The organism is Providencia sp. PROV073, assembly GCF_033688125.1.
Lineage (GTDB): Bacteria > Pseudomonadota > Gammaproteobacteria > Enterobacterales > Enterobacteriaceae > Providencia > Providencia hangzhouensis.
The window spans coordinates 2,869,308-2,888,235 of sequence record NZ_CP096353.1; the positions used below are offsets into that span (position 1 = coordinate 2,869,308).

General features: G+C 43.0%; 23 protein-coding genes. 7 read left to right on the top strand and 16 right to left on the bottom strand.

All coding sequences use genetic code 11. The features are described 5' to 3' along the window. Nucleotides 1–13 precede the first annotated feature (13 nt). The 9 genes from flgJ to flgB form a co-directional block, all read right to left on the bottom strand. The gene (gene flgJ / locus M1F17_RS13085; protein ID WP_094961175.1) at nucleotides 14–994 is read right to left on the bottom strand and encodes a flagellar assembly peptidoglycan hydrolase FlgJ; all 981 of its coding nucleotides are present in this window, start codon (nucleotides 992–994) and stop codon (nucleotides 14–16) included. Further along, complete coding sequence (locus M1F17_RS13090) at nucleotides 994–2,097, bottom strand: flagellar basal body P-ring protein FlgI (protein WP_004255651.1); 1,104 nt, start codon at nucleotides 2,095–2,097, stop codon at nucleotides 994–996. The genes flgJ and M1F17_RS13090 overlap by 1 nt, the downstream gene beginning before the upstream one ends. A 35-nt stretch (nucleotides 2,098–2,132) precedes the next feature. After that, nucleotides 2,133–2,915 carry a flagellar basal body L-ring protein FlgH gene (locus tag M1F17_RS13095; RefSeq protein ID WP_004255652.1) on the bottom strand — a complete coding sequence of 261 codons (783 nt, stop codon included), beginning with the start codon at nucleotides 2,913–2,915 and terminating at the stop codon, nucleotides 2,133–2,135. A gap of 70 nt (nucleotides 2,916–2,985) precedes the next feature. Next, on the bottom strand, nucleotides 2,986–3,768 hold the full coding sequence (gene flgG, locus M1F17_RS13100) for a flagellar basal-body rod protein FlgG (RefSeq protein WP_004255657.1): 783 nt from the start codon (nucleotides 3,766–3,768) through the stop codon (nucleotides 2,986–2,988). 18 nt (nucleotides 3,769–3,786) lie between these two features. Beyond that, on the bottom strand, nucleotides 3,787–4,542 hold the full coding sequence (locus M1F17_RS13105; RefSeq protein ID WP_004255659.1) for a flagellar basal body rod protein FlgF: 756 nt from the start codon (nucleotides 4,540–4,542) through the stop codon (nucleotides 3,787–3,789). A 15-nt stretch (nucleotides 4,543–4,557) separates the two neighbouring features. Further along, nucleotides 4,558–5,778 carry a flagellar hook protein FlgE gene (gene flgE, locus M1F17_RS13110; RefSeq protein WP_094961173.1) on the bottom strand — a complete coding sequence of 407 codons (1,221 nt, stop codon included), beginning with the start codon at nucleotides 5,776–5,778 and terminating at the stop codon, nucleotides 4,558–4,560. 27 nt (nucleotides 5,779–5,805) lie between these two features. Next, on the bottom strand, nucleotides 5,806–6,663 hold the full coding sequence (locus tag M1F17_RS13115) for a flagellar hook assembly protein FlgD (protein ID WP_318837011.1): 858 nt from the start codon (nucleotides 6,661–6,663) through the stop codon (nucleotides 5,806–5,808). 12 nt (nucleotides 6,664–6,675) lie between these two features. Then, entirely contained in the window at nucleotides 6,676–7,080 is a 405-nt protein-coding gene (flgC, locus tag M1F17_RS13120) for a flagellar basal body rod protein FlgC (protein ID WP_004255666.1), read from the bottom strand. A gap of 5 nt (nucleotides 7,081–7,085) precedes the next feature. Continuing rightward, on the bottom strand, nucleotides 7,086–7,499 hold the full coding sequence (flgB, locus tag M1F17_RS13125) for a flagellar basal body rod protein FlgB (protein ID WP_004255669.1): 414 nt from the start codon (nucleotides 7,497–7,499) through the stop codon (nucleotides 7,086–7,088). A gap of 237 nt (nucleotides 7,500–7,736) precedes the next feature. Between flgB and flgA the strand changes: the two genes are divergently transcribed. The 4 genes from flgA (at nucleotide 7,737) to M1F17_RS13145 (ending at nucleotide 10,642) form a co-directional block, all read left to right on the top strand. Beyond that, the gene (gene flgA / locus M1F17_RS13130; protein WP_094961274.1) at nucleotides 7,737–8,375 is read left to right on the top strand and encodes a flagellar basal body P-ring formation chaperone FlgA; all 639 of its coding nucleotides are present in this window, start codon (nucleotides 7,737–7,739) and stop codon (nucleotides 8,373–8,375) included. 356 nt (nucleotides 8,376–8,731) lie between these two features. After that, the gene (flgM, locus tag M1F17_RS13135; RefSeq protein WP_144141268.1) at nucleotides 8,732–9,034 is read left to right on the top strand and encodes a flagellar biosynthesis anti-sigma factor FlgM; all 303 of its coding nucleotides are present in this window, start codon (nucleotides 8,732–8,734) and stop codon (nucleotides 9,032–9,034) included. Between the two features lie 9 nt (nucleotides 9,035–9,043). Continuing rightward, nucleotides 9,044–9,484 carry a flagella synthesis protein FlgN gene (locus tag M1F17_RS13140; protein WP_004255682.1) on the top strand — a complete coding sequence of 147 codons (441 nt, stop codon included), beginning with the start codon at nucleotides 9,044–9,046 and terminating at the stop codon, nucleotides 9,482–9,484. Between the two features lie 186 nt (nucleotides 9,485–9,670). Next, nucleotides 9,671–10,642, top strand: coding sequence for an Abi family protein (locus M1F17_RS13145; RefSeq protein ID WP_206277532.1), 972 nt, complete (start codon nucleotides 9,671–9,673; stop codon nucleotides 10,640–10,642). Between the two features lie 152 nt (nucleotides 10,643–10,794). Here the strand turns inward: M1F17_RS13145 and flhA are convergent, their stop codons facing one another. Next, nucleotides 10,795–12,894 carry a flagellar biosynthesis protein FlhA gene (gene flhA / locus M1F17_RS13150; RefSeq protein ID WP_206277533.1) on the bottom strand — a complete coding sequence of 700 codons (2,100 nt, stop codon included), beginning with the start codon at nucleotides 12,892–12,894 and terminating at the stop codon, nucleotides 10,795–10,797. Continuing rightward, nucleotides 12,887–14,038 (bottom strand): flagellar biosynthesis protein FlhB, encoded by a 1,152-nt coding sequence (gene flhB, locus M1F17_RS13155; RefSeq protein ID WP_318837012.1) that lies wholly within the window; start codon nucleotides 14,036–14,038, stop codon nucleotides 12,887–12,889. The genes flhA and flhB overlap by 8 nt, the downstream gene beginning before the upstream one ends. A gap of 263 nt (nucleotides 14,039–14,301) precedes the next feature. On the opposite strand from flhB, the gene M1F17_RS13160 reads away from it, so the two are divergent. Genes M1F17_RS13160 through M1F17_RS13170 form a run of 3 tightly spaced genes read left to right on the top strand, consistent with a single transcriptional unit; the run spans nucleotide 14,302 to nucleotide 15,410 of the window. Beyond that, the gene (locus M1F17_RS13160; RefSeq protein ID WP_004255691.1) at nucleotides 14,302–14,529 is read left to right on the top strand and encodes a type II toxin-antitoxin system CcdA family antitoxin; all 228 of its coding nucleotides are present in this window, start codon (nucleotides 14,302–14,304) and stop codon (nucleotides 14,527–14,529) included. Next, a complete protein-coding gene (locus tag M1F17_RS13165; RefSeq protein ID WP_144141264.1) occupies nucleotides 14,529–14,837 on the top strand; it encodes a CcdB family protein in 309 nt (102 codons plus the stop codon). Before M1F17_RS13160 ends, M1F17_RS13165 begins: the two co-directional genes overlap by 1 nt. Before the next feature lie 15 nt (nucleotides 14,838–14,852). Next, a complete protein-coding gene (locus tag M1F17_RS13170; RefSeq protein WP_144141262.1) occupies nucleotides 14,853–15,410 on the top strand; it encodes a hypothetical protein in 558 nt (185 codons plus the stop codon). A 42-nt stretch (nucleotides 15,411–15,452) separates the two neighbouring features. On the opposite strand, the gene M1F17_RS13175 is transcribed toward M1F17_RS13170, so the two are convergent. The 5 genes from M1F17_RS13175 to M1F17_RS13195 form a co-directional block, all read right to left on the bottom strand. Further along, nucleotides 15,453–15,770 (bottom strand): helix-turn-helix transcriptional regulator, encoded by a 318-nt coding sequence (locus M1F17_RS13175; protein ID WP_004255698.1) that lies wholly within the window; start codon nucleotides 15,768–15,770, stop codon nucleotides 15,453–15,455. An 86-nt stretch (nucleotides 15,771–15,856) separates the two neighbouring features. After that, nucleotides 15,857–16,495 (bottom strand): protein phosphatase CheZ, encoded by a 639-nt coding sequence (locus M1F17_RS13180; RefSeq protein WP_094961165.1) that lies wholly within the window; start codon nucleotides 16,493–16,495, stop codon nucleotides 15,857–15,859. A gap of 24 nt (nucleotides 16,496–16,519) precedes the next feature. Beyond that, the gene (cheY, locus tag M1F17_RS13185; protein WP_004255705.1) at nucleotides 16,520–16,912 is read right to left on the bottom strand and encodes a chemotaxis response regulator CheY; all 393 of its coding nucleotides are present in this window, start codon (nucleotides 16,910–16,912) and stop codon (nucleotides 16,520–16,522) included. A gap of 41 nt (nucleotides 16,913–16,953) precedes the next feature. Next, complete coding sequence (locus M1F17_RS13190) at nucleotides 16,954–18,021, bottom strand: protein-glutamate methylesterase/protein-glutamine glutaminase (protein ID WP_094961164.1); 1,068 nt, start codon at nucleotides 18,019–18,021, stop codon at nucleotides 16,954–16,956. After that, nucleotides 18,021–18,857, bottom strand: coding sequence for a CheR family methyltransferase (locus M1F17_RS13195; protein WP_180312668.1), 837 nt, complete (start codon nucleotides 18,855–18,857; stop codon nucleotides 18,021–18,023). The genes M1F17_RS13190 and M1F17_RS13195 overlap by 1 nt, the downstream gene beginning before the upstream one ends. Nucleotides 18,858–18,928 lie beyond the last annotated feature (71 nt).

The window sequence follows — 18,928 nt, forward strand, 5'->3', positions numbered from 1 at the left end:
TAATTCCGGATTTTTAGAAAATATCGTTTAAGTCTATGGTATATGCCTGAACAGCCCTTGATGCAGAGGTATTCGCCGCGGGTTGATGACCACGTATCTGGTTAATCAAGGTGATCAGTTTGTCCGAATAACCTGGGTCTGTGGCATACCCGGCTTGATGTAAACGGCGCGCAGCAATCTCTGGTGTCGGCGCTTTTTTGACGTCTTTGTAACGCGGGTTTTCCGTCAATAAATTGATATAATCGGCAATCGCCTCTTCATAAGAGCCATAAACGCGAAAATCATCCCGCATTTTGATGGTTTTTCCGTTGATCACTTCTGTTGTCATAATATTCGTGACGGGCCCTTGCCAGTTTTTTCCCGCTTTTATACCAAACAGGTTATGGCTGGTTTTTCCATCTGATTTCAGAATTTCTCGCTGGCCCCAACCACTTTCTAATGCCGCTTGTGCCAATAGCAGAAAATGTGAAATACCACTGTTTTGGCTTGCCGCTTTTGCAGGTTCAATTAAACGGCTAATAAAATTACTGCTATTAAGCGATAACGCTTTGATTTTTTGGAATGGTGCCGATAATGCATCGCCCATTGGTGTAAAATGGCGCATCATTTGTTCCATATTAAATGGCGGTAATGATTGCACTGTTTTTTCATCTAACGGCAACAGGCTATTGGATGTGGGCCCACTTGACGTGTGTTGGTCTCGTGTAAGCTGCTGATACATCATTTCCCCGAAACCTAAACCTTTTTGCGACAGGTCCTGGGCGATTTGTTGGTCATACATACTGGTGAGCATGCGTGTTTGGTCGCTGGAAAATAAGCCATCTTGTGGGAGTGCGTCACGCATACTTTTTAGCATCAATTGAACGAATGTTGCCTCAAGTTGCTGCGTGACATGGCGCAGCCCTTGCTCCGAATTCTTATTCAGTTCACCTTTTAACTGCCCCAGTGACTGTAAATCAAATGCGGCACCTTGCAATAGCTGCATGTCACTCATTAGATGATCTCCAGTTTTGCACGTAAACAACCCGCACTTTCCATCGCTTGCAGTATCGACATCAAGTCGTTTGGCGTTGCACCGAGTGTATTTAGGGCTTGAATAACTTGGTTTAATTGCACACTTGCGTTGACTTTTTGGAGTGCCCCACCCTGATCACGCACCCCAACATTCGTATTACGAGTGACTACGGTTTGCCCACCTGCAAATGGGGTGTCCGGTTGGCTCACTTGAGTTTGTCTTTCGACTGTGACAGCTAAACTACCATGCGCAACAGCACAGCTGTCTAGTGTTACACTGCGGTTAATCACCACAGAACCGGTGCGTGAATTGAGGATCACTTTCGCTTCAGCCACTGGCGCACGTACATTAAGCTCCTGTACCCGTGCTAAAAAGCGCACTTGGTCGCGATTATTGGCAGGAACCAGTAATTGCACTGTCCGAGAATCTAACGCAGACGCCGTCCCCATACCGCCCATACGGTTAATTGCATCCGCAATATCTTGTGCCAATGTGAAGCTATCTTCGTTTAATTGCAGGTTAATTGCCCCATTTTGCCCAAAACTGCTCGGTAATTCGCGTTCGATAGTTGCTCCACCGGTAATACGGCCGCCATTGAGTTGATTGACCTTAATACTACTGCCGCCACCACTGGCACCCGCACCACCCACTAAGATGTTACCTTGAGCCATCGCATAGATTTGCCCATCAACCCCTTTTAAGGGAGTCATCAACAACGTACCGCCACGTAAGCTTTTCGCGTTACCCATTGAGGAAACCACAATATCCACGGACTGCCCAGTACGCGCAAAAGGCGGCAATTTCGCGGTGACCATGACCGCCGCCACATTTTTTAATTGCATATTGGTACCCGGCGGCACCGTAATCCCCATTTGCGACAGCATGTTATTCAAACTTTGAGTGGTAAATGGAGTTTGCATGGTTTGGTCACCTGTCCCATCTAGGCCCACAACTAAACCATAGCCAATCAAGGCGTTATCTCGCACACCTTGAACGGTGGTTAAATCTTTAATACGCTCACTGTATGCTGAATAAGTGAAGCAAAAAAATAGTGATAGCAAAATTAATACTTTGTTTTTCATTGAATTATCTCGGCTGTTTTCTCGCTAATGTTTAATTAATAAGGCGAAACATTTAAGAAAAAGCGTTGTAGCCATCCCATGTTTTGCGATTCGTTAATATAGCCGTCACCCACATATTCAATGCGTGCATCAGCGACTTGTGTCGAACTCACATGATTGTCTGAACCGATAGTGCGCGGGTTAACCACCCCAGAGAAACGAATCGACTCAGTACCTTGGTTTATCGCGATGCGTTTCTCACCAACCACATGTAAATTACCGTTCGCCAATAATTGGTCGACTGTGACAGTGATGGTGCCTTTAAAGGTGTTGTTGGCATTGGCACCGCCTTTGCCGCTAAAGTCACTGTTACCTTTAATATCTAATTCTGTGTTTTTACCGCCAATCCACCCTTGCATGAAACCCGGTAATATCGCAGCTAAGAAACCTGTTTTCCCACTACGGTTGGCATTCGCTGAGGAGTTTTTGCTCGCACTCACGTTTTCTTGCAAGTTAATGGTTAAAATATCACCAACATTACGAGGGCGCCGGTCTTCAAATAATGGCTGATAGCCATAATAAGCAGGTTGAGCGCTTTGAAATATCGAGCCATTGGGTGCTGGTGCTGTCGGCGCTGTTGGGATTGCCGTGGTTTGTGTGTCCACTAATGGACGCGATTTGATTTGTGCACAACCGCTGGTAACTAAGACCAAAATGGCAAGTAACCCTGCCTGTTTAGGCGCTATGAAACGCGTTAGTAACGCTGCTTTTTGCTGTTGAGAAATCGTGCCGCTTTCAATCATCATGTTACTCTTTTGCTGCTGTGTACGTTTTATCATCACGAAGAGGTCCCTCTCATTGATAACTCATCACTATCGCAATGAGTTATTTTTACGTATTTTTTACCAATTACAATTGCGTTAAGCGCTGTAACATTTGGTCAGAAGCGGATACCGCCTTACTGTTGATTTCATAAGCACGCTGAGTTTGGATCATGTTGACCAACTCCTCTGCCACATTGACGTTAGAGGTTTCTAACATGTTTTGATAAAGTAAACCGGCGCCATTGGTCCCCGGTGCGCTCTCATTTGGTGCGCCGGAACTTGCGGTTTCCATATACAGGTTTTCACCCATACTTTCCAAACCAGCATCATTAATGAAGGTGGTTAATGTAATTTGGCCAATTTGCTGTGGTTGGTTATCGCCATAGACGGTAATCGTCACGGTGCCATCGCGCGCAATCGACAAGCTATTCGCGTTATCGGGGATCATAATCGCAGGAACGATTTGGTAACCACTTGAGGTCACTAACTGGCCATCTTGGTTTGGCTGCAATGCGCCATCACGGGTGTAAGCATCCGTACCATCAGGCATTTGCACATGTAAAAAACCTTGGCCTCGGATAGCAATATCGTTGGTATTTCCCGTTTTATTTAATGCGCCTTGCGCATGAATACGCATGGTGGCAACAGGGCGTGAACCCGTTCCCATTTGTAAGCCGGATGGTAATGAAGTTTGTTCTGAACTCATTGCGCCCGGCTGGCGAATATTTTGGTACATTAAATCTTCAAAAACAGCGCGTTGGCGCTTGAAACCATTGGTACTAACGTTGGCTAAGTTATTAGAAATAACATCAAGGTTAGTTTGTTGAGCATCAAGCCCTGTTTTAGCAATCCATAATGAGCGGATCATAATAATTCCTTACTGTATTTAGCTAACCGCGAGCAGTTGATTGGCGCGTTGTGCATTTTCATCAGCACTGCGGACAACTTTCATTTGCATTTCAAAGTGCCTTGCATTGGCAATCATCGAAACCATGGCTTCTGCGGCATTGACATTACTGCCCTCAATCACCCCAGCAGTGACAATGCCTCGTTCGCTTTGTGGCAAAGCATTGCCATTTGCCGCTTGCCCTTGTGGTGATAAATGAAACAAACCGTCTTCGCCACGGATCAAGTCTTGCGGCTGTGCTTCAACCACTTTCAAGCGCCCAATTTGCCCTAACATAGTCGGGGGGTCAGTCGCCAAAAGCGCAGTAACGGTACCGTCAGCGCCAATAGTTAACTCCGCATTTGGCGGAACGTTAATCGGCCCGCCATCACCTTGTAAGCGGCGCTCACCAATAACAAGCTCACCTTCACTAGACACTTGAATGTTACCGTTACGGGTATAAGCTTCTGTGCCATCCGCTAATTCAACAGCCAAAAAATGCTTATCATTTAACGCAACATCGGTTTGCTTACCCGTATAATTGAGTGGCCCTTGGCTCATATCAGCGCCGGGAGTAGATGCCACCACCAGCGTTCTGGTTTGCTCGCTGTCACCATGTATCGGCACGGCACGCATTGCGGACAATTGCGCTTTAAAACCTGCGGTTGACACATTGGCAATGTTATTTGAAACAATCGCTTGGTTTTCCAGCGCATGACGCGCTCCTCCCATCGCGGTATAAATGACGTGATCCATGGCCACCCTCTTGTTTTATCGTAAGTTAACCAGCGTCTGTAACATCTGATCTTGTGTCTTGATGGTTTGCGCGTTTGATTGGTAATTACGCTGCATCACAATCATGCTAATTAACTCTTGGCTCATATCCACGTTAGAAGATTCCAACGCACCACTGGTTAATTTTCCGAACTGACCGACACCCGGAACGCCGTCCATCGGGTTACCTGACGCATTAGAAGAGGCCCAAACGTTGCCACCTTGGGATACCAGACCATTTGGATTTGCGAAAGCAGATAATGCCACTTGACCAACCACACGTTTTTGTTGGTTAGAATAGTTAGCGGTAATTAAGCCGTTATCTTCAATTTTGAAGGTGGTGTATTCACCGGCTGGATAACCGTCAACATCAATTGCACTAACAGAAGACTCGCTGACCTTTTGTTGACGAGTCTTACTTAAATCAACGTTTAATATTCCATTATCAGCGCCATTTAACCCGTTATACGCGAAAGCAAATGTGGCTTTATCTGCGTCTTTTAACTTACCATTACCATCAAACTCTAGTTCACCCAGTTTTTTAGCTTCAGTTTCGTTAGCGTCTTTCGCATAAGCGGTCCATTTGTTATCTGACTCTTTAACAAAGTACACTGAAATTTCATGGGTATTACCTTGACTATCGAAAGCGGTCATTGTGGTGCTAAAGTTATACGTTGCTGAATCATCAGGCTTTGTGATGTCAAATTTCTTATCTTTAACTTTATCTTCAGAATTAAGGTTTATCGTCAGTTTCGCTAACTCAGATTTTTTCGCATCCATCATATCCGTTGGGATATTCAAGCCTTCAGGTACACCACCACTTTGGATGGTAACATTGCCTTTTTCATCAACACTCGCGGGGTAACCTGTGACTACCATCCCTTGGTTATTGACTAAATTACCGCTTTTATCGCGTAAGAATTGACCATCTCGGCTGTAATAAGTATCACCGTTTTGGTCTTGTACACGGAAAAAGCCATTTCCGGAGATGGCAACGTCTGTCGCTCTATCCGTACGCGTGATTGGACCATCTTTAAAATTTTGTGTCACCGCGGCCACATTAACGCCTAGGCCAACACCTGAACCTGCAAACATATCTGCAAATGAGGTCGTCGCCCCTTTAAAACCATTTGTTGCGGAGTTGGCAATATTATTACCAATTGAATCAAGCCCCGCTGAGGCTGCATTTAAGCCACTGACTGCTTGTGAAAAAGACATATTTTCTCCATGAGTATTGGGGGTAAATTAAGAAGATGGATAAACTTTGAAAATGCTGCTCAGCGGGACGCTTTGCCCAATGCCAACATCAAGTAATGGTGCGTCAGCTCCAGGAGTCACACCGTTAACACGGGTATACCCCAGTTTGGTCACTTCGATTTCAGCTCCTGAACTAACAGCTTTCACATCAAAGTAATATTTTCCTGTTGTATCGGTGACTAAGTTCCCGTTGTTATCACGGCCATCCCATGCCATATCATAGATATCGGGTTTAACTTCCGTATCATAGGTAATGGTTCGCACAACCATTCGGTTTTTATCGCGAATGGTAATTTCAACGTTGTCCGCCAATTTCGGCAAAAAGAAGCCAAACGGCGAGGAAATATATTCAGATTGCGGCTCTTCAGTGCCCTCTTCACCTTCAATGGCATCTTTGTTACTTAATCCAAACATTGAAGGGCTATTTGGGCTGATGCCTTCGTCTGGAAGCGGGTTTGATGGCTTAATCACATTGCTGTCTTCACCTGTGCTCGCTTTTTTGAGCGGCGCTAAGATGATTTCATTGCGCGGAATAAGCACACCTTTACCAACCAGCTGAGTGGCTTGCAATGACTGACCTGAACCAATTTGTTGGGAAATACCACTCACGCTGTCGCTGAGTTTATTCATACTTTCAAGTGTCGCTATTTGCGCCAATTGGCTGGTTACATCCGTATTTTCCATTGGTTTTGTTGGGTCTTGGTTTTGCATTTGTGTGACAATCATTTTTAAAAAAGTGTCACGCATATCGTCACTTTGACTTTTCTTTGGCACATTACTCGCAGCTGGCTGAGGGCCAGCTGTCGTATTATCCAAAGAGTCGTACATTGTGGCTGCAACTCCCATGAAAATGCTCCCTTACTGGCCTATAGTCAGTGTCTTTTGCAACAATGTTTTTGCTGTATTCATCACTTCTAAGTTGGCTTGATAGCTACGAGAGGCTGAAATGGTGTTGATCATTTCGCCAACCATGTCGACATTTGGCATTTGCACATAGCCTTTTTCATCCGCTGACGGGTGACCAGGTTTATATTCCATACGCGGTGGTGTTGGGTCTTCTATCAACTCGCTCACACGCACGCCACCCACTTCGTGACGCCCTTGTGGTGCCATTTGAAAAACAACTTGTTTTGCGCGATATGGTTGGCCATCTGGTCCCGCGATACTTTCCGCGTTGGCCATATTGCTCGCACTGACATTCAAACGTTGAGATTGCGCAGTCAATGCCGATGCGGAGATATCAAAAATACTTAGTAAAGCCATGGCAATTACCCTTGCTGTAAGACAGCCAACATACTTTTGACGCGGCTATTGATAAATGTAAGGTCGGCCTGATATTTCAGGGTGTTATCTGCGAATTGGCTACGTTCAATGTCCATATCTACCGTATTACCATCCATTGAGGTTTGGTAAGGAACACGATATTTCAGGTCAATATTTGGCGCTTTGCCCCCTCGGCCTTCAATATGCCCTTTCGAAGTGACAGCAAGAGTCACACCTTTTCCCCCTACCACACCTTTATCCATGGCTTGTTGAAGTTGACGATTAAAGTCAATATCACGTGCTTGGTAGCCGGGTGTGTCGGCATTAGCAATGTTTGAAGCTAATACAGTCTGCCTTGCTTCGCGTATTGACAAAGCCTGTTGCTGGAAAGCAAACGTGGCGTTTAATTTATCAATCATAGTGGTCCTCAATGGAGATAACGCGATCCCTGAATTTGAACGTTCGCGAGTAAAAATTAAAATTCGACCCGCATATCTTAGCGGCCTACTAAAAAATCTAATGGCGGGATAAAGGCAAAATAATTGACCTATTTGGCTCATTCATTATTACGCAGCTGCGTAAACTGCAATTGTGAAAAAGTTTGCTTACTGGGGGGATAAAACGGGATGTATTACACTAAAAAATTGCCTTTATATATGGTAATCAGTTTGTTAGGTCTTACTCCAGCGCTTTCTCAAGCGTCATTACCCCAAGATATTAACCATTATTTTCGCCAAATTCATGGCAAGAAAACCCACGTTTCAATCGAAATCAAAACACCAATTGAACGTTGGCCTATTTGCGAGAAGCCACAAATCAACCCACCTATTGGCGGGCGTAATATGGGGAATGTGTCCCTTCCTGTGCAATGTGGTAAAAAAAAGCAATTTATTCAGCTAACAGTGAATGTGACAGGCCAGTATTACGTGGCAACACGCAATATAAATAGAGGGGAACCCATACAATTTGTTGATATCGGAACCAAAAAAGGCTTATTGCATAAACTCCCCGCAGGTGCAAGTACAGACAAAATCGCACTTCGCGGAGCAATAGCTCTACGTAATATTCCAGCAGGTCAAACATTCACAAAATCAATGATAAGGCAGCCTTGGGCAATAAAAGCAGGGCAAACCGTATTTGTATTCGCCAGTGGTGATAATTTTTCAGTGAAATACGAAGGAAGAGCAATAAGTAATGCTACTGCCGGCCAAAATACCCGCGTACGATTGTTAAATGGGCAAGTTGTAAATGGGGAAGCGCTAGAAAATGGCAGCGTTCAAGTGGCATTAAAATAAAGCGCTCCCCGCTTGTACTCTAAATAATTCGAGTGGCAGCTAGGCGACAAGTGAAGAGAGGCCGATGAGCATACATGAGTATGTGATTCGGCGAGCTGAGCGCAGTCAACAACGCTGCAACTTGAAGCATCACGAGTATATACTCTAAATAATTCGAGTGGCAGCTAGGCGACAAGTGAAGAGAGGCCGATGAGCATACATAAGTATGTAATTCGGCGAGCTGAGCGCAGTCAACAACGCTGCAACTTGAAGTATGACGAGTAGTGCAATATTTTGTAACACTATATACACTAAAGATTCATAAACATAAGCCGATAACTGACATATGAAAAAAATCGGAAATAGGAAAATACATTATGGCTATTGAGCAAACATCTGCAATTTCTGCACTGACTCAGGTGACAAACCGCGACCCACAAGATGCGGCTGCCCCGATGCGGGACAAAAAAGTGTCCACTAATGAAGTCGTTAAAGAAAGTTCTTTTGCTCCTAGTGAGCTACAAAAAAAATTATTGCAACCTCAAGCAAGTGATATTAATAGTGCTAAAGTTGAACAAATTAAACAAGCAATCAAAGATGGCACCCTAACAATGGATGCTGAAAAAATTGCTGATGGCATTTTGCGCGATGCTCATGAATGCATGTTATCAATGAAATAAATAACCACTATGACTGACGAATTACTGATATTACTTGAGCAACAACTCGCTCATTTGCAATCATTACAAATAGTGATGAAAAATGAAGAGCTATTACTAGGTTATCACCGTGTGCCGCCTTCGCCTTTTCAAGAAACCACTGAGCAAAAACGGTTTTTAGTTGCTGCTATCGGCCATGGTGAAACAAACCGCTTAGCGTTAGAAGCACAAGCTGAAATCAGCGCACCTTATGAAGGAAATAATGCACTAACGGGTGTATGGGAAGCCATTAAAAGCTTAACAACTGAGCTAAAAGAGCTGAATTATCGTAATCACCAAATGCTGCAACTGCATATTGAGCTGAATGCTCAGCGCCTAAACTTTGTGAAAAAACATAATAACCAATCCACTTATGGTGCTGATGGTTTAGAGTCAAAGCGCCCTGCATTAGGTAAGAAAATTTCAATTTAAGGTGTGTTTTGCCTAATTCACAACCCTCTTCTTTCATACTGAGGCTCGTCAGGCAGCTCGCTCAATAGAATTACTAAAATACAGACAAAGTTGCTGCTGCAATCTCTTTTTTTCATATTCCTCTTGATGGTAGATTAGGTAAATTTCATCGCCTTAACTAAAATAAATTTATCAAAGGGATAGGATATGTTTAGGCCACCACCTATAAATATAAACTCACATATTTTGGACATTGGCATTGAACGTTTTTTTAACTACCGAACCATATTCAAAACTACAGATCTAAATGAATTGCATGGTATTTATTGTTGGAACGAAGAAATTTCCACTAAATTTATCTACTTAATCGGCATGATTGAAATTACACTAAGAAACAAAATTCATCGCTGTCTTAGTCATTTTTATTTTACAAACCAATTAACTCTCTGCAGTCAAAAATTATATGGTAATGTCCAGTCTTGTAATTGGTATGACCACCTAGGCCTGACACACAATAATAAACTGTTCAATGCGATTGACTCTGCCAAAAAGAAAAATGGTAAGTATATCCAACCAGTTCCAGCCCCACATAGAATAATATCAACACTAGAAAATGGGAGGTGGGCGCACATTTTAAAAATTAATAAAACAAGCAATGGTACAATTATTCCGTGGGAACAAATATTTCCTAATATATTTCAATATTATCCGTACTCTATTCAGCAAAAATTACATCCTAAAGATATAAAAAATCGGCATAGAATAATTCAACGATTACTCCAAACAAATAAATTACGCAATAGATGTGCTCATTTTGAGCCTATATGGAAGTTTGGTAATTTAATTAATGAATTTGATAGTTCAATAATTAAGAGTGCCCCTAATGATATAGCTTCAACATTAAGTCGACTAAAGTTAGAATATCGCCATTTAATTGACTTACTTGGCTGGCTATCTAGCGATATGCAATCCTATTACCTAAATAGCTTTACTCATAAAGATCTAGTTCAGCTTATCCATATAGATGGATTAACCGCATTTAAACTCGCATCAAGTACAAAAAAGATAGCTTTGAGTAAAATTGGACGAAAGCACAATTTGAAAAAAGTCCTGCGTGATGGGCAATCTGTCTTACTAACGGATAAAGGCAGAATTGTAGGGCGTTTTTTAGTCAATTAAATACAAAGAGGCCGCTCTTAAAAGAGCGGCCTCTTCATACTTTCTTTGCGCTTTGACGAGCATTCAAATACACACCTTAGGTATAAGAACAATTTAGCTTCAAAGCGACTACATATTTATCCTACACAACCATATAACTAAAAGCAAGATGATTAACTACCACTGATCATCGACGTCATTCGAATTTTACGGTGGTCCGTCATTTCTAAATTCGACATGACCACCAGCTGCGGCAGACTGCGCCGCAAGAAACGCGATAAAATCAAGCGTAATCCATGGTTAACTAACAGCACTGTAGGCGCGCCCATCGCTTCTTGGTGAGCTACAGCTTGCTCCGCTTGAGTTTGAATAAACTGCGCCAAGTTCGGCTCTAACCCACCGCCGTTCTTCGCGGCTTGCAGCAAAATCTGCTCAAGGCTAGCCTCTAAACCAATCACTTGAATTTCTTCTGCATTACCAAACCACTGCTGTGTGATTGCTCGCCCTAATGCAATGCGCACTTGGGATGTTAAGTAATCAGTATCTTTGTTTTCCCCATTTTCTCCTGCCATTTCAGCCAAGGTTTCAATGATGGTACGCATATCGCGGATCACCACATCTTCCATTAATAAATTTTGTAGTACGCGGTGCAAAATCGTTAATGAAATCGTATCTGGGATCAGGTCATCTGCCAATTTTGGCATCTCTTTTTTCACGCGGTCATACAACATTTGGGCTTCTTGGCGACCAAATAAGGTACTGGAGTTTTGCAGTAAAATTTGATTAAAGTGAGTAGCCACTGCGGTACTCGCGGATACCACGGTATACCCTTGGATTTGTGCTTGCTCACGCAAATCATCATCAATCCAAATGGCGGGTAAACCAAATGCAGGTTCTTTAGTGACATCCCCTTGTAACGACCCAGCGGCATTACCTGGGTCAATAGCCAAACTGCGGCCAGGCTGTGCTTCACCCCGTCCAACCTCCGCGCCTTTAATTAGAATTCGGTATTCACAAGGGGAAAGCGCTAAGTTATCGCAGATATGCACCACGGGTGGCAAATACCCCACTTCTTGCGCAAATTTCTTACGTAAACCACGTAGTCGCCCTAATAATTCACCTTGCTGGTCATTATCGACTAATGGGATCAACCGATACCCCACTTCCATCGCCAACAAGTCTTCTAGTTGAACGTCATCCCACGTGGCTTCAACCACTTTATTGGCTTCTTGAAAATGCTGAGATTGGCTATTATCCCCCGTACTACTTTCGGGTTGTTGGGATTTACGGACTAAATACCAACCAAGGGCAGCCAGTGCCGCGGTAAACAGTAAAAATACAAAGTTAGGCATACCCGGTATTAAACCGATTAAACCTAGAACCCCAGCGCTCAACCACATCACTCTTGGGTTATTGAATAGCTGAGTGACCATTTGTTCACCCACATCTTCATCTGTTGCCACACGAGTGACAATAACCCCAGCAGCGGTGGAAATAATCAAAGCTGGAATTTGCGCGACAAGCCCATCACCAATAGTCAGCAAGGTATAGGCACTGGTGGCATCTCCCAAAGACATATTGTGCTGGCCTACACCAACGATTAACCCGCCAACCACGTTGATCACCATAATCATGATCCCCGCGATAGCATCTCCTCGCACGAATTTACTCGCACCATCCATCGAACCATAGAAATCCGCTTCTTGCGTAACCTCCGCGCGGCGTTTTTTCGCTTCATCATCATTAATGATACCCGCGTTCAAGTCGGCATCGATGGCCATTTGCTTACCCGGCATGCCATCTAACACAAAGCGAGCGCCCACTTCCGCGATACGCCCTGCCCCCTTAGTGATAACCATAAAGTTAATCAGCACAAGAATAATGAATACCACAATACCGATGGCGAAGTTACCGCCCACCAAAAAGTGACCAAAGGCTTCGACAACTCGCCCAGCAGCATCCGGCCCTGTATGGCCATCTAACAGGATAATTCGCGTCGAGGCGATATTCAAAGAGAGGCGCAATAAAGTTGCAAATAGCAAAATGGTAGGAAATGCCGCAAAATCTAATGTGCGCTTTGTGAACATCGCCACTAATAACACCATAATGGAAAGTGCAATATTAAAGGTAAACAGTAAATCCAATAAAAAAGCCGGTAATGGCAATACCATCATCGACAGGATCATTAATATCAGAACCGGGCCGGCCAGTATTTGCCACTGAGTTCCTTGTAAATTTTTCGGCAATTTTAATAATGAAGCCAAATTAGCCATCTCGATTGTTATCTCCAGCAAAGTCCAGCGTCGGTGGCACTGGTAAATTTTTCGGTTTTTTGGGTCTGAGCCCACCTTCTCGGCGCCAGCGGCGCAATTGGTAAACCCATGCTAAAACTTCTGCAACCGCGGCATATAATGCAACAGGAATGCTTTGGCCTATCTCCGCATGGCGGTATAGCGCACGAGCAAGAGGCGGTGCTTCTAACTGTAATATTCGGTGCTCTTCACCAATTTCTTTGATGCGCTGAGCTAATACTCCAGCACCTTTCGCTAATACTTTGGGTGCCCTCATTTTTTTGTCATCATATTTAAGGGCGACCGCATAGTGTGTTGGGTTAGTGACGATAACATCTGCATTCGGAACATCCGCCATCATTCGGTTACGCGCAATCGCACGCTGCTGTTGGCGAATTTTGGCTTTAATCTGCGGGTCACCCTCTTGCTGCTTGAATTCATCTTTAATTTCCTGACGGCTCATGCGCAATTTTTTCAAATGGGAACGAAACTGATAGAAAACATCAAAAGCCACCATTGGGATAAGCAAAAATACGATTAAATATCCCGCAAAAATCACTTTCTGTAATGCATTACTTAGCGCCGTAACGGGTGATTCCATCACTAAATGCAGTAACGATGGCCAACTTTGCCAAAGAAAAATAAACGCCCCCAACCCCACAAATAACGATTTCAAAACCGCTTTAAATAACTCAGATAAGGCATTCATCGAAAAAATACGTTTTAGCCCTTTGATTGGATTTAACTTTTTCAAATCAAATTTAATCAACTTGCTATTAAAAACGAGCCCACCGACTAACGATGACGCAGAAATTCCAACCAATGCTAACCCGCCAATGACGGGTAATAAGGCAAATAACGCCTCACTGACCACACGCCCTAAGTAACTGATCATCAAGCCTGTATTTTGTAAATAGTGACCATCAAAAATAAAACCCTGACGAGTAATTTGCCGCAGTTGTGCTGCGAGGTGTCCACCACTTAGCCACAACAAGCTCACGCCTGCTAACATCATCATTAGCGAGCTAAGTTCTTTTGAACGAACGATTTGCCCATCATCTTTGGCTTTTTGCTTTTTATGGGGTGTGGGTTCTTCTGTTTTTTCTACATCACTCTCGTCGGACACCGCGGTTCCAAAATGTAATGAAAATACGAGTTATCGCTATAGCATGACAGAATGTAAAAAAATCAATGGTGGAAAATAGATGCAGTTCAAGGGGGTTATTTGGCTATTGAACAATAAGGCGGCAACTTTGCGAAGGGTTTCACAAATAATCGCAATAAATTAAAGATACTCTGATAATGGCAATATTTGTTGATAAAATCCCTATCGTGATCGATGAGCTGTGCTAAAGTACACGTGTCATAACACGTGTATAAGGGGCATCTATGAACAGAACAAAAAAAACCGTCAGTGTCACTGTCGCGCCTGAACTCTACGAACAAGCAAGGCGGGCTAAACTTAACTTATCAGCAATACTGGCTTGTGCCTTACAAGCTGAATTAAAACGCCTCGAAGCGCAAAAATGGAAAAATGACAATGTCGAAGGCTTTAATGAGTTAAACAGGATAAATGAAGAATATGGATTACTCTCAGATAAATACAAGGATTTTTAATGCAATATCGCCTCTATCAAAACCGAGATGATGCTATCAAATACCCATATTTACTGGATATTCAAAGTAATATTATTGATTTATTGAATACTCGCTTAGTCATCCCGTTATTCGATAGCAGGCTAGTTAAAAAGCCATTACCCGCTCGCTTAACCCCCCAATTAGTTATCAACGGGCAGGTTTTTATTTTAATGACTCACCAAATGGCTTGCGTCCCTCATTCATTATTAGGGAAAGAAATCGTTGACTTAAGTAGCCAACGAGACACCATTAAACACGCAATTGACTTACTGATTGATGGCTTTTAACAATGAAGGGTTATTATGGATATTTGTCACCTTGTTGCCCCTGATATCACTTTAGAAGATGCCCCAAAAGAAGCCTTACGTATGCTTAATTGGCTAAAACATCAAGGTATTATCGACCCTGACTTTCAAAGTATCGAGTATGGTGAAGTGATTTATCGTCCTACCCCCACTCACAAAGAACCCATTTTGTACGTAATTAATGATGAAATCGTCCCAACTCAACTTCCTGAAGATACGCTAAAAAACTACCTGTCTATCGTGACAGAACGAACAGTTTTTCATGCAGGGGGAAATGGTCTCGGTATTTACTGCCCACAATGTGCAAATGAACAAAGCGAACAGAGTCACGCATGGGGTGATGCGGTATCCGACTGGTATGAAGGAAAACCAGAAAATCTCGCTTGTTTTTATTGCGATTTTCATGGCTCACTTAATGAATGGCAGTTTGACCCTCAATGGGCATTCGGCAATTTAGGTTTTAGTTTTCATAATTGGGATATACGCGATAATTTTATCGAGGAATTTGAGCAAATACTTGGTAGTAAAATCATTGCTGTTTATCAACATGATTAGCAATTAAATTGTTCAGCTGAATACTTATAGGCTCTATATAATTCAAGGTTTAGAGGAAAAATCCAAGGTAATCCGCATCCCCACCGCTTCTGCATATTTTAATAATGTGCCTAATTTTGGGTCGAACTGTGCTTTTTCCAAACGGGACACGTTCTGCTTTTGAGTTTGCATTTTTTCCGCAATTTGAATTTGGGTTAAATTATTGGCTAAACGCGCTTTTTTGAGTTGATTAATTAACGCCTGTCTCATCTGTAATTCAGTAGAGCACTCATTAATATCTCCATCATTTTCTTGAACTATTTCTTTTGGTTCTTTTTTTTCTTTAATCACAAAAGTAGAAATTAAATCGTTATTTATCATTGCAATCCTCTCCTTGTAACGCAAATACAATAAAACTACCCTAACCCTATGTAATTAGAGTAGTTGAATTAAAAACTTGTCGGCGATTAGAAGCCCAGTTCATCAAGCAAATCATCAACTTGAGACTGTGATGCCATCACATTTACGCCTTCTTTATTGATTTGTGGGCCATTGAGCAAACTTTCGTTTTGCGTTTTCGCACGCATTTCAGGTGGTGTATTTTCCATTAACAGTGCGAGCAGTTGCTTTTCAGCTTCTTCAACCACTTCCATCATTTTTTTGATGACTTGCCCTGTTAAATCTTGGAAATCTTGCGCCATCATGATTTCTAACAGCTCTGCTTTGGTGGTTTCGCTGTCTTGGATCACTTGCCCTAAAAAAGCTTCTGTTGACTCACGCAATTGTGCAGGAACCCCATCTCCAGCGGTTTCTTGCCACTGCTGTTGCAATACCTGCGCATTTTTATTCATTTCCACTTGCAGTGGTTTGATGACATCAATACCATTTAAGGTTTTTTCTGCCGCTTGCGCCGTCATTTGGGCGATATAACGCAGCCTATCTTTTCCGTCTGGAATACTCGCCACTGCCTGTTGAACGCTTTTTTCTAGCCCCAATTCGCGCATACTTTCACGCAGCGTTCTCATTAGCGTACCAATGCGCGTAATGACTTGTTTTAAATCATCATTACCATTGCGAATACCTTCCATACCCACTTGCTCAGTCATGAAAATCTCCTTTGGCACGCACTGTTATTGCAGCCCCATTTTTTCAAATACTTTATTCAGTTTTTCTTCTAAGATAGCGGCAGTGAACGGCTTAACGACATAACCACTCGCACCCGCTTGTGCAGCGGCAATAATATTTTCTTTTTTCGCTTCTGCTGTCACCATTAATACGGGGATATGCTTCAAAGCATCATCACCACGAATGGTTTTAAGCAGCTCAAGGCCATCCATGTTTGGCATATTCCAGTCAGCAACAACAAAATCGATGCTACCTGTACGGATTTTTTCTAATGCATCAACACCGTCTTCTGCTTCTTCTATTTTGTTAAATCCAAGCTCTTTTAATAAGTTACGGACGATACGTCGCATTGTAGAAAAATCATCGACAACCAAAAAACTGAGATCTTTAGCGGCCATAACCACTCCTTCAAAATACAATTGTGAATTCCTGTCACGGTTTAAACCGTGACAGAAGAAAGTCTTGCTAAAACACTTGGGGCAATCTTGAGAATATCTTGCACCTCATCCGCAGCCCCCAATTCAATCGCCGCGCGAGGCATACCAAACACCACGCAACTACTTTCGTTTTGTGCGTAAGTGATAGCCCCTTGCTTACGTAAATTTAATAGCCCTTTCGCGCCATCCATCCCCATCCCTGTCAATAAAATGCCAATACATTTTCGCCCAACACATTGAGCGACTGAATCAAACAACACATCAACAGAAGGACGATGCCGGTTAACAGGTTCGCTTTGTTGCAAAATAACTTGAAATCCCTTGCCTTTATCCGCAATCAACATGTGCGAATCGCCTGGTGCAATATATGCATGGCCTTTTTGTAATAGTTCGTTGTGTTCAGCTTCTTTTACGGTCAATACACAGAGCTTATTTAAGCGATCAGCAAAAGAACGCGTAAAACCCGCTGGCATATGTTGAGTGATCACTACCGGAGGGCATTCATGAGGTAACATTTCCAAAAATTGCCGTATTGCCTCCGTTCCTCCGGTCGATGCGCCAACCGCAATCACACGGCTATTGCAAACATAGGGAGAGAGTGCTTTCGCTTGAGAAACTGGCTCATTAACCTTTTTGTCAGGGCGGGCAAAGCGGCTGCGCTGAGTAATTTTAGACATGGCTGCTGCGCGAATTTTCTCACCAATAATATCTCGATAACTCATCATGGTTTCACGAATACCAATTTGTGGTTTCGTGACAAAATCCACAGCACCTAATTCCAGCGCTTTTAACGTCACTTCCGAACCTTTCGACGTCAATGTTGAAACCATTACCACAGGCATTGGATGCAAGCGCATTAGTTTTTCTAAGAAATCAATACCATCCATTCGCGGCATTTCCACGTCTAACGTGATCACGTCCGGTTCATGTTGTTTGATTAAGTCACGTGCAACATAAGGGTCTGGTGCAGTATCAACCACAATCATGTCTTCGTGACTATTAATAATTTCGCGCATTAATTGGCGCATCAGTGCTGAGTCATCCACACATAGCACTTTAATCTTTTTCATTACCCCCTCCTCGCCGCTTGCAAGCTGTAGACGGTTTGCCCTTTAATAACGAAACTTTGTGATAACTGCGATAAATTTTCGGAATGCCCGATAAACAGTAATCCGTCAGGCTTAAGCAATGGAACAAAGCGCTCTAGCATTTTTATCTGCATCTCTTTATCAAAATAAATCATGACATTACGACAAAAAATCGCATCAAACCGATGTTGCATCCGCCAGTCATGGTCACTCAAGTTTAAGTAACGAAATTCAATCATTTGGCGCAATGCAGGTTTGACTCGTGCATAACCGTCAAATTCACCAACCCCTTTCATGAAATAACGTTGTCGCTGTAATGCCGTCAATGATTTCAGCTCTTCTACGCGATACACGCCTTGTTTCGCTTTTTCTAGCACTTCCGTGTCAATGTCACTGGCAATCACTTTGGCATTGATGGCATTCGGCCCAAGTACATCACTTAATGTCATTGCTATCGAATACGGCTCTTCTCCCGTTGAAGATGCGGCACACCAAATATTAATGGCGCTATTTTTACGCGTACGAACAAAGTCCGCTAACGTCACAAAATGGTGTGGTTCACGAAAAAATGCAGTTAAATTTGTCGTCAAAGCATTCACGAAAGCTTGCCATTCTGCATGGTGAGGCTCACGCTCTAACATCCGCAAATAATCGGAAAAATTGTCGATATTACAATCACGTAACCGCTTTAATAGCCGGTTATAGACCATATTTTTTTTATTCATGGTGAGGACAATGCCTGATTTTTTATGAATAAATCGACAAACCCGACCAAACTCATCATCAGTCAGTGGTTCTACCTGTGGTACAAAAAGCATCGTACTTGTCGTCCTATTCAATAAAAACCCAGAGGCAGCCAGTTATTTGGCTGCCTTTTAGGATGGATAAC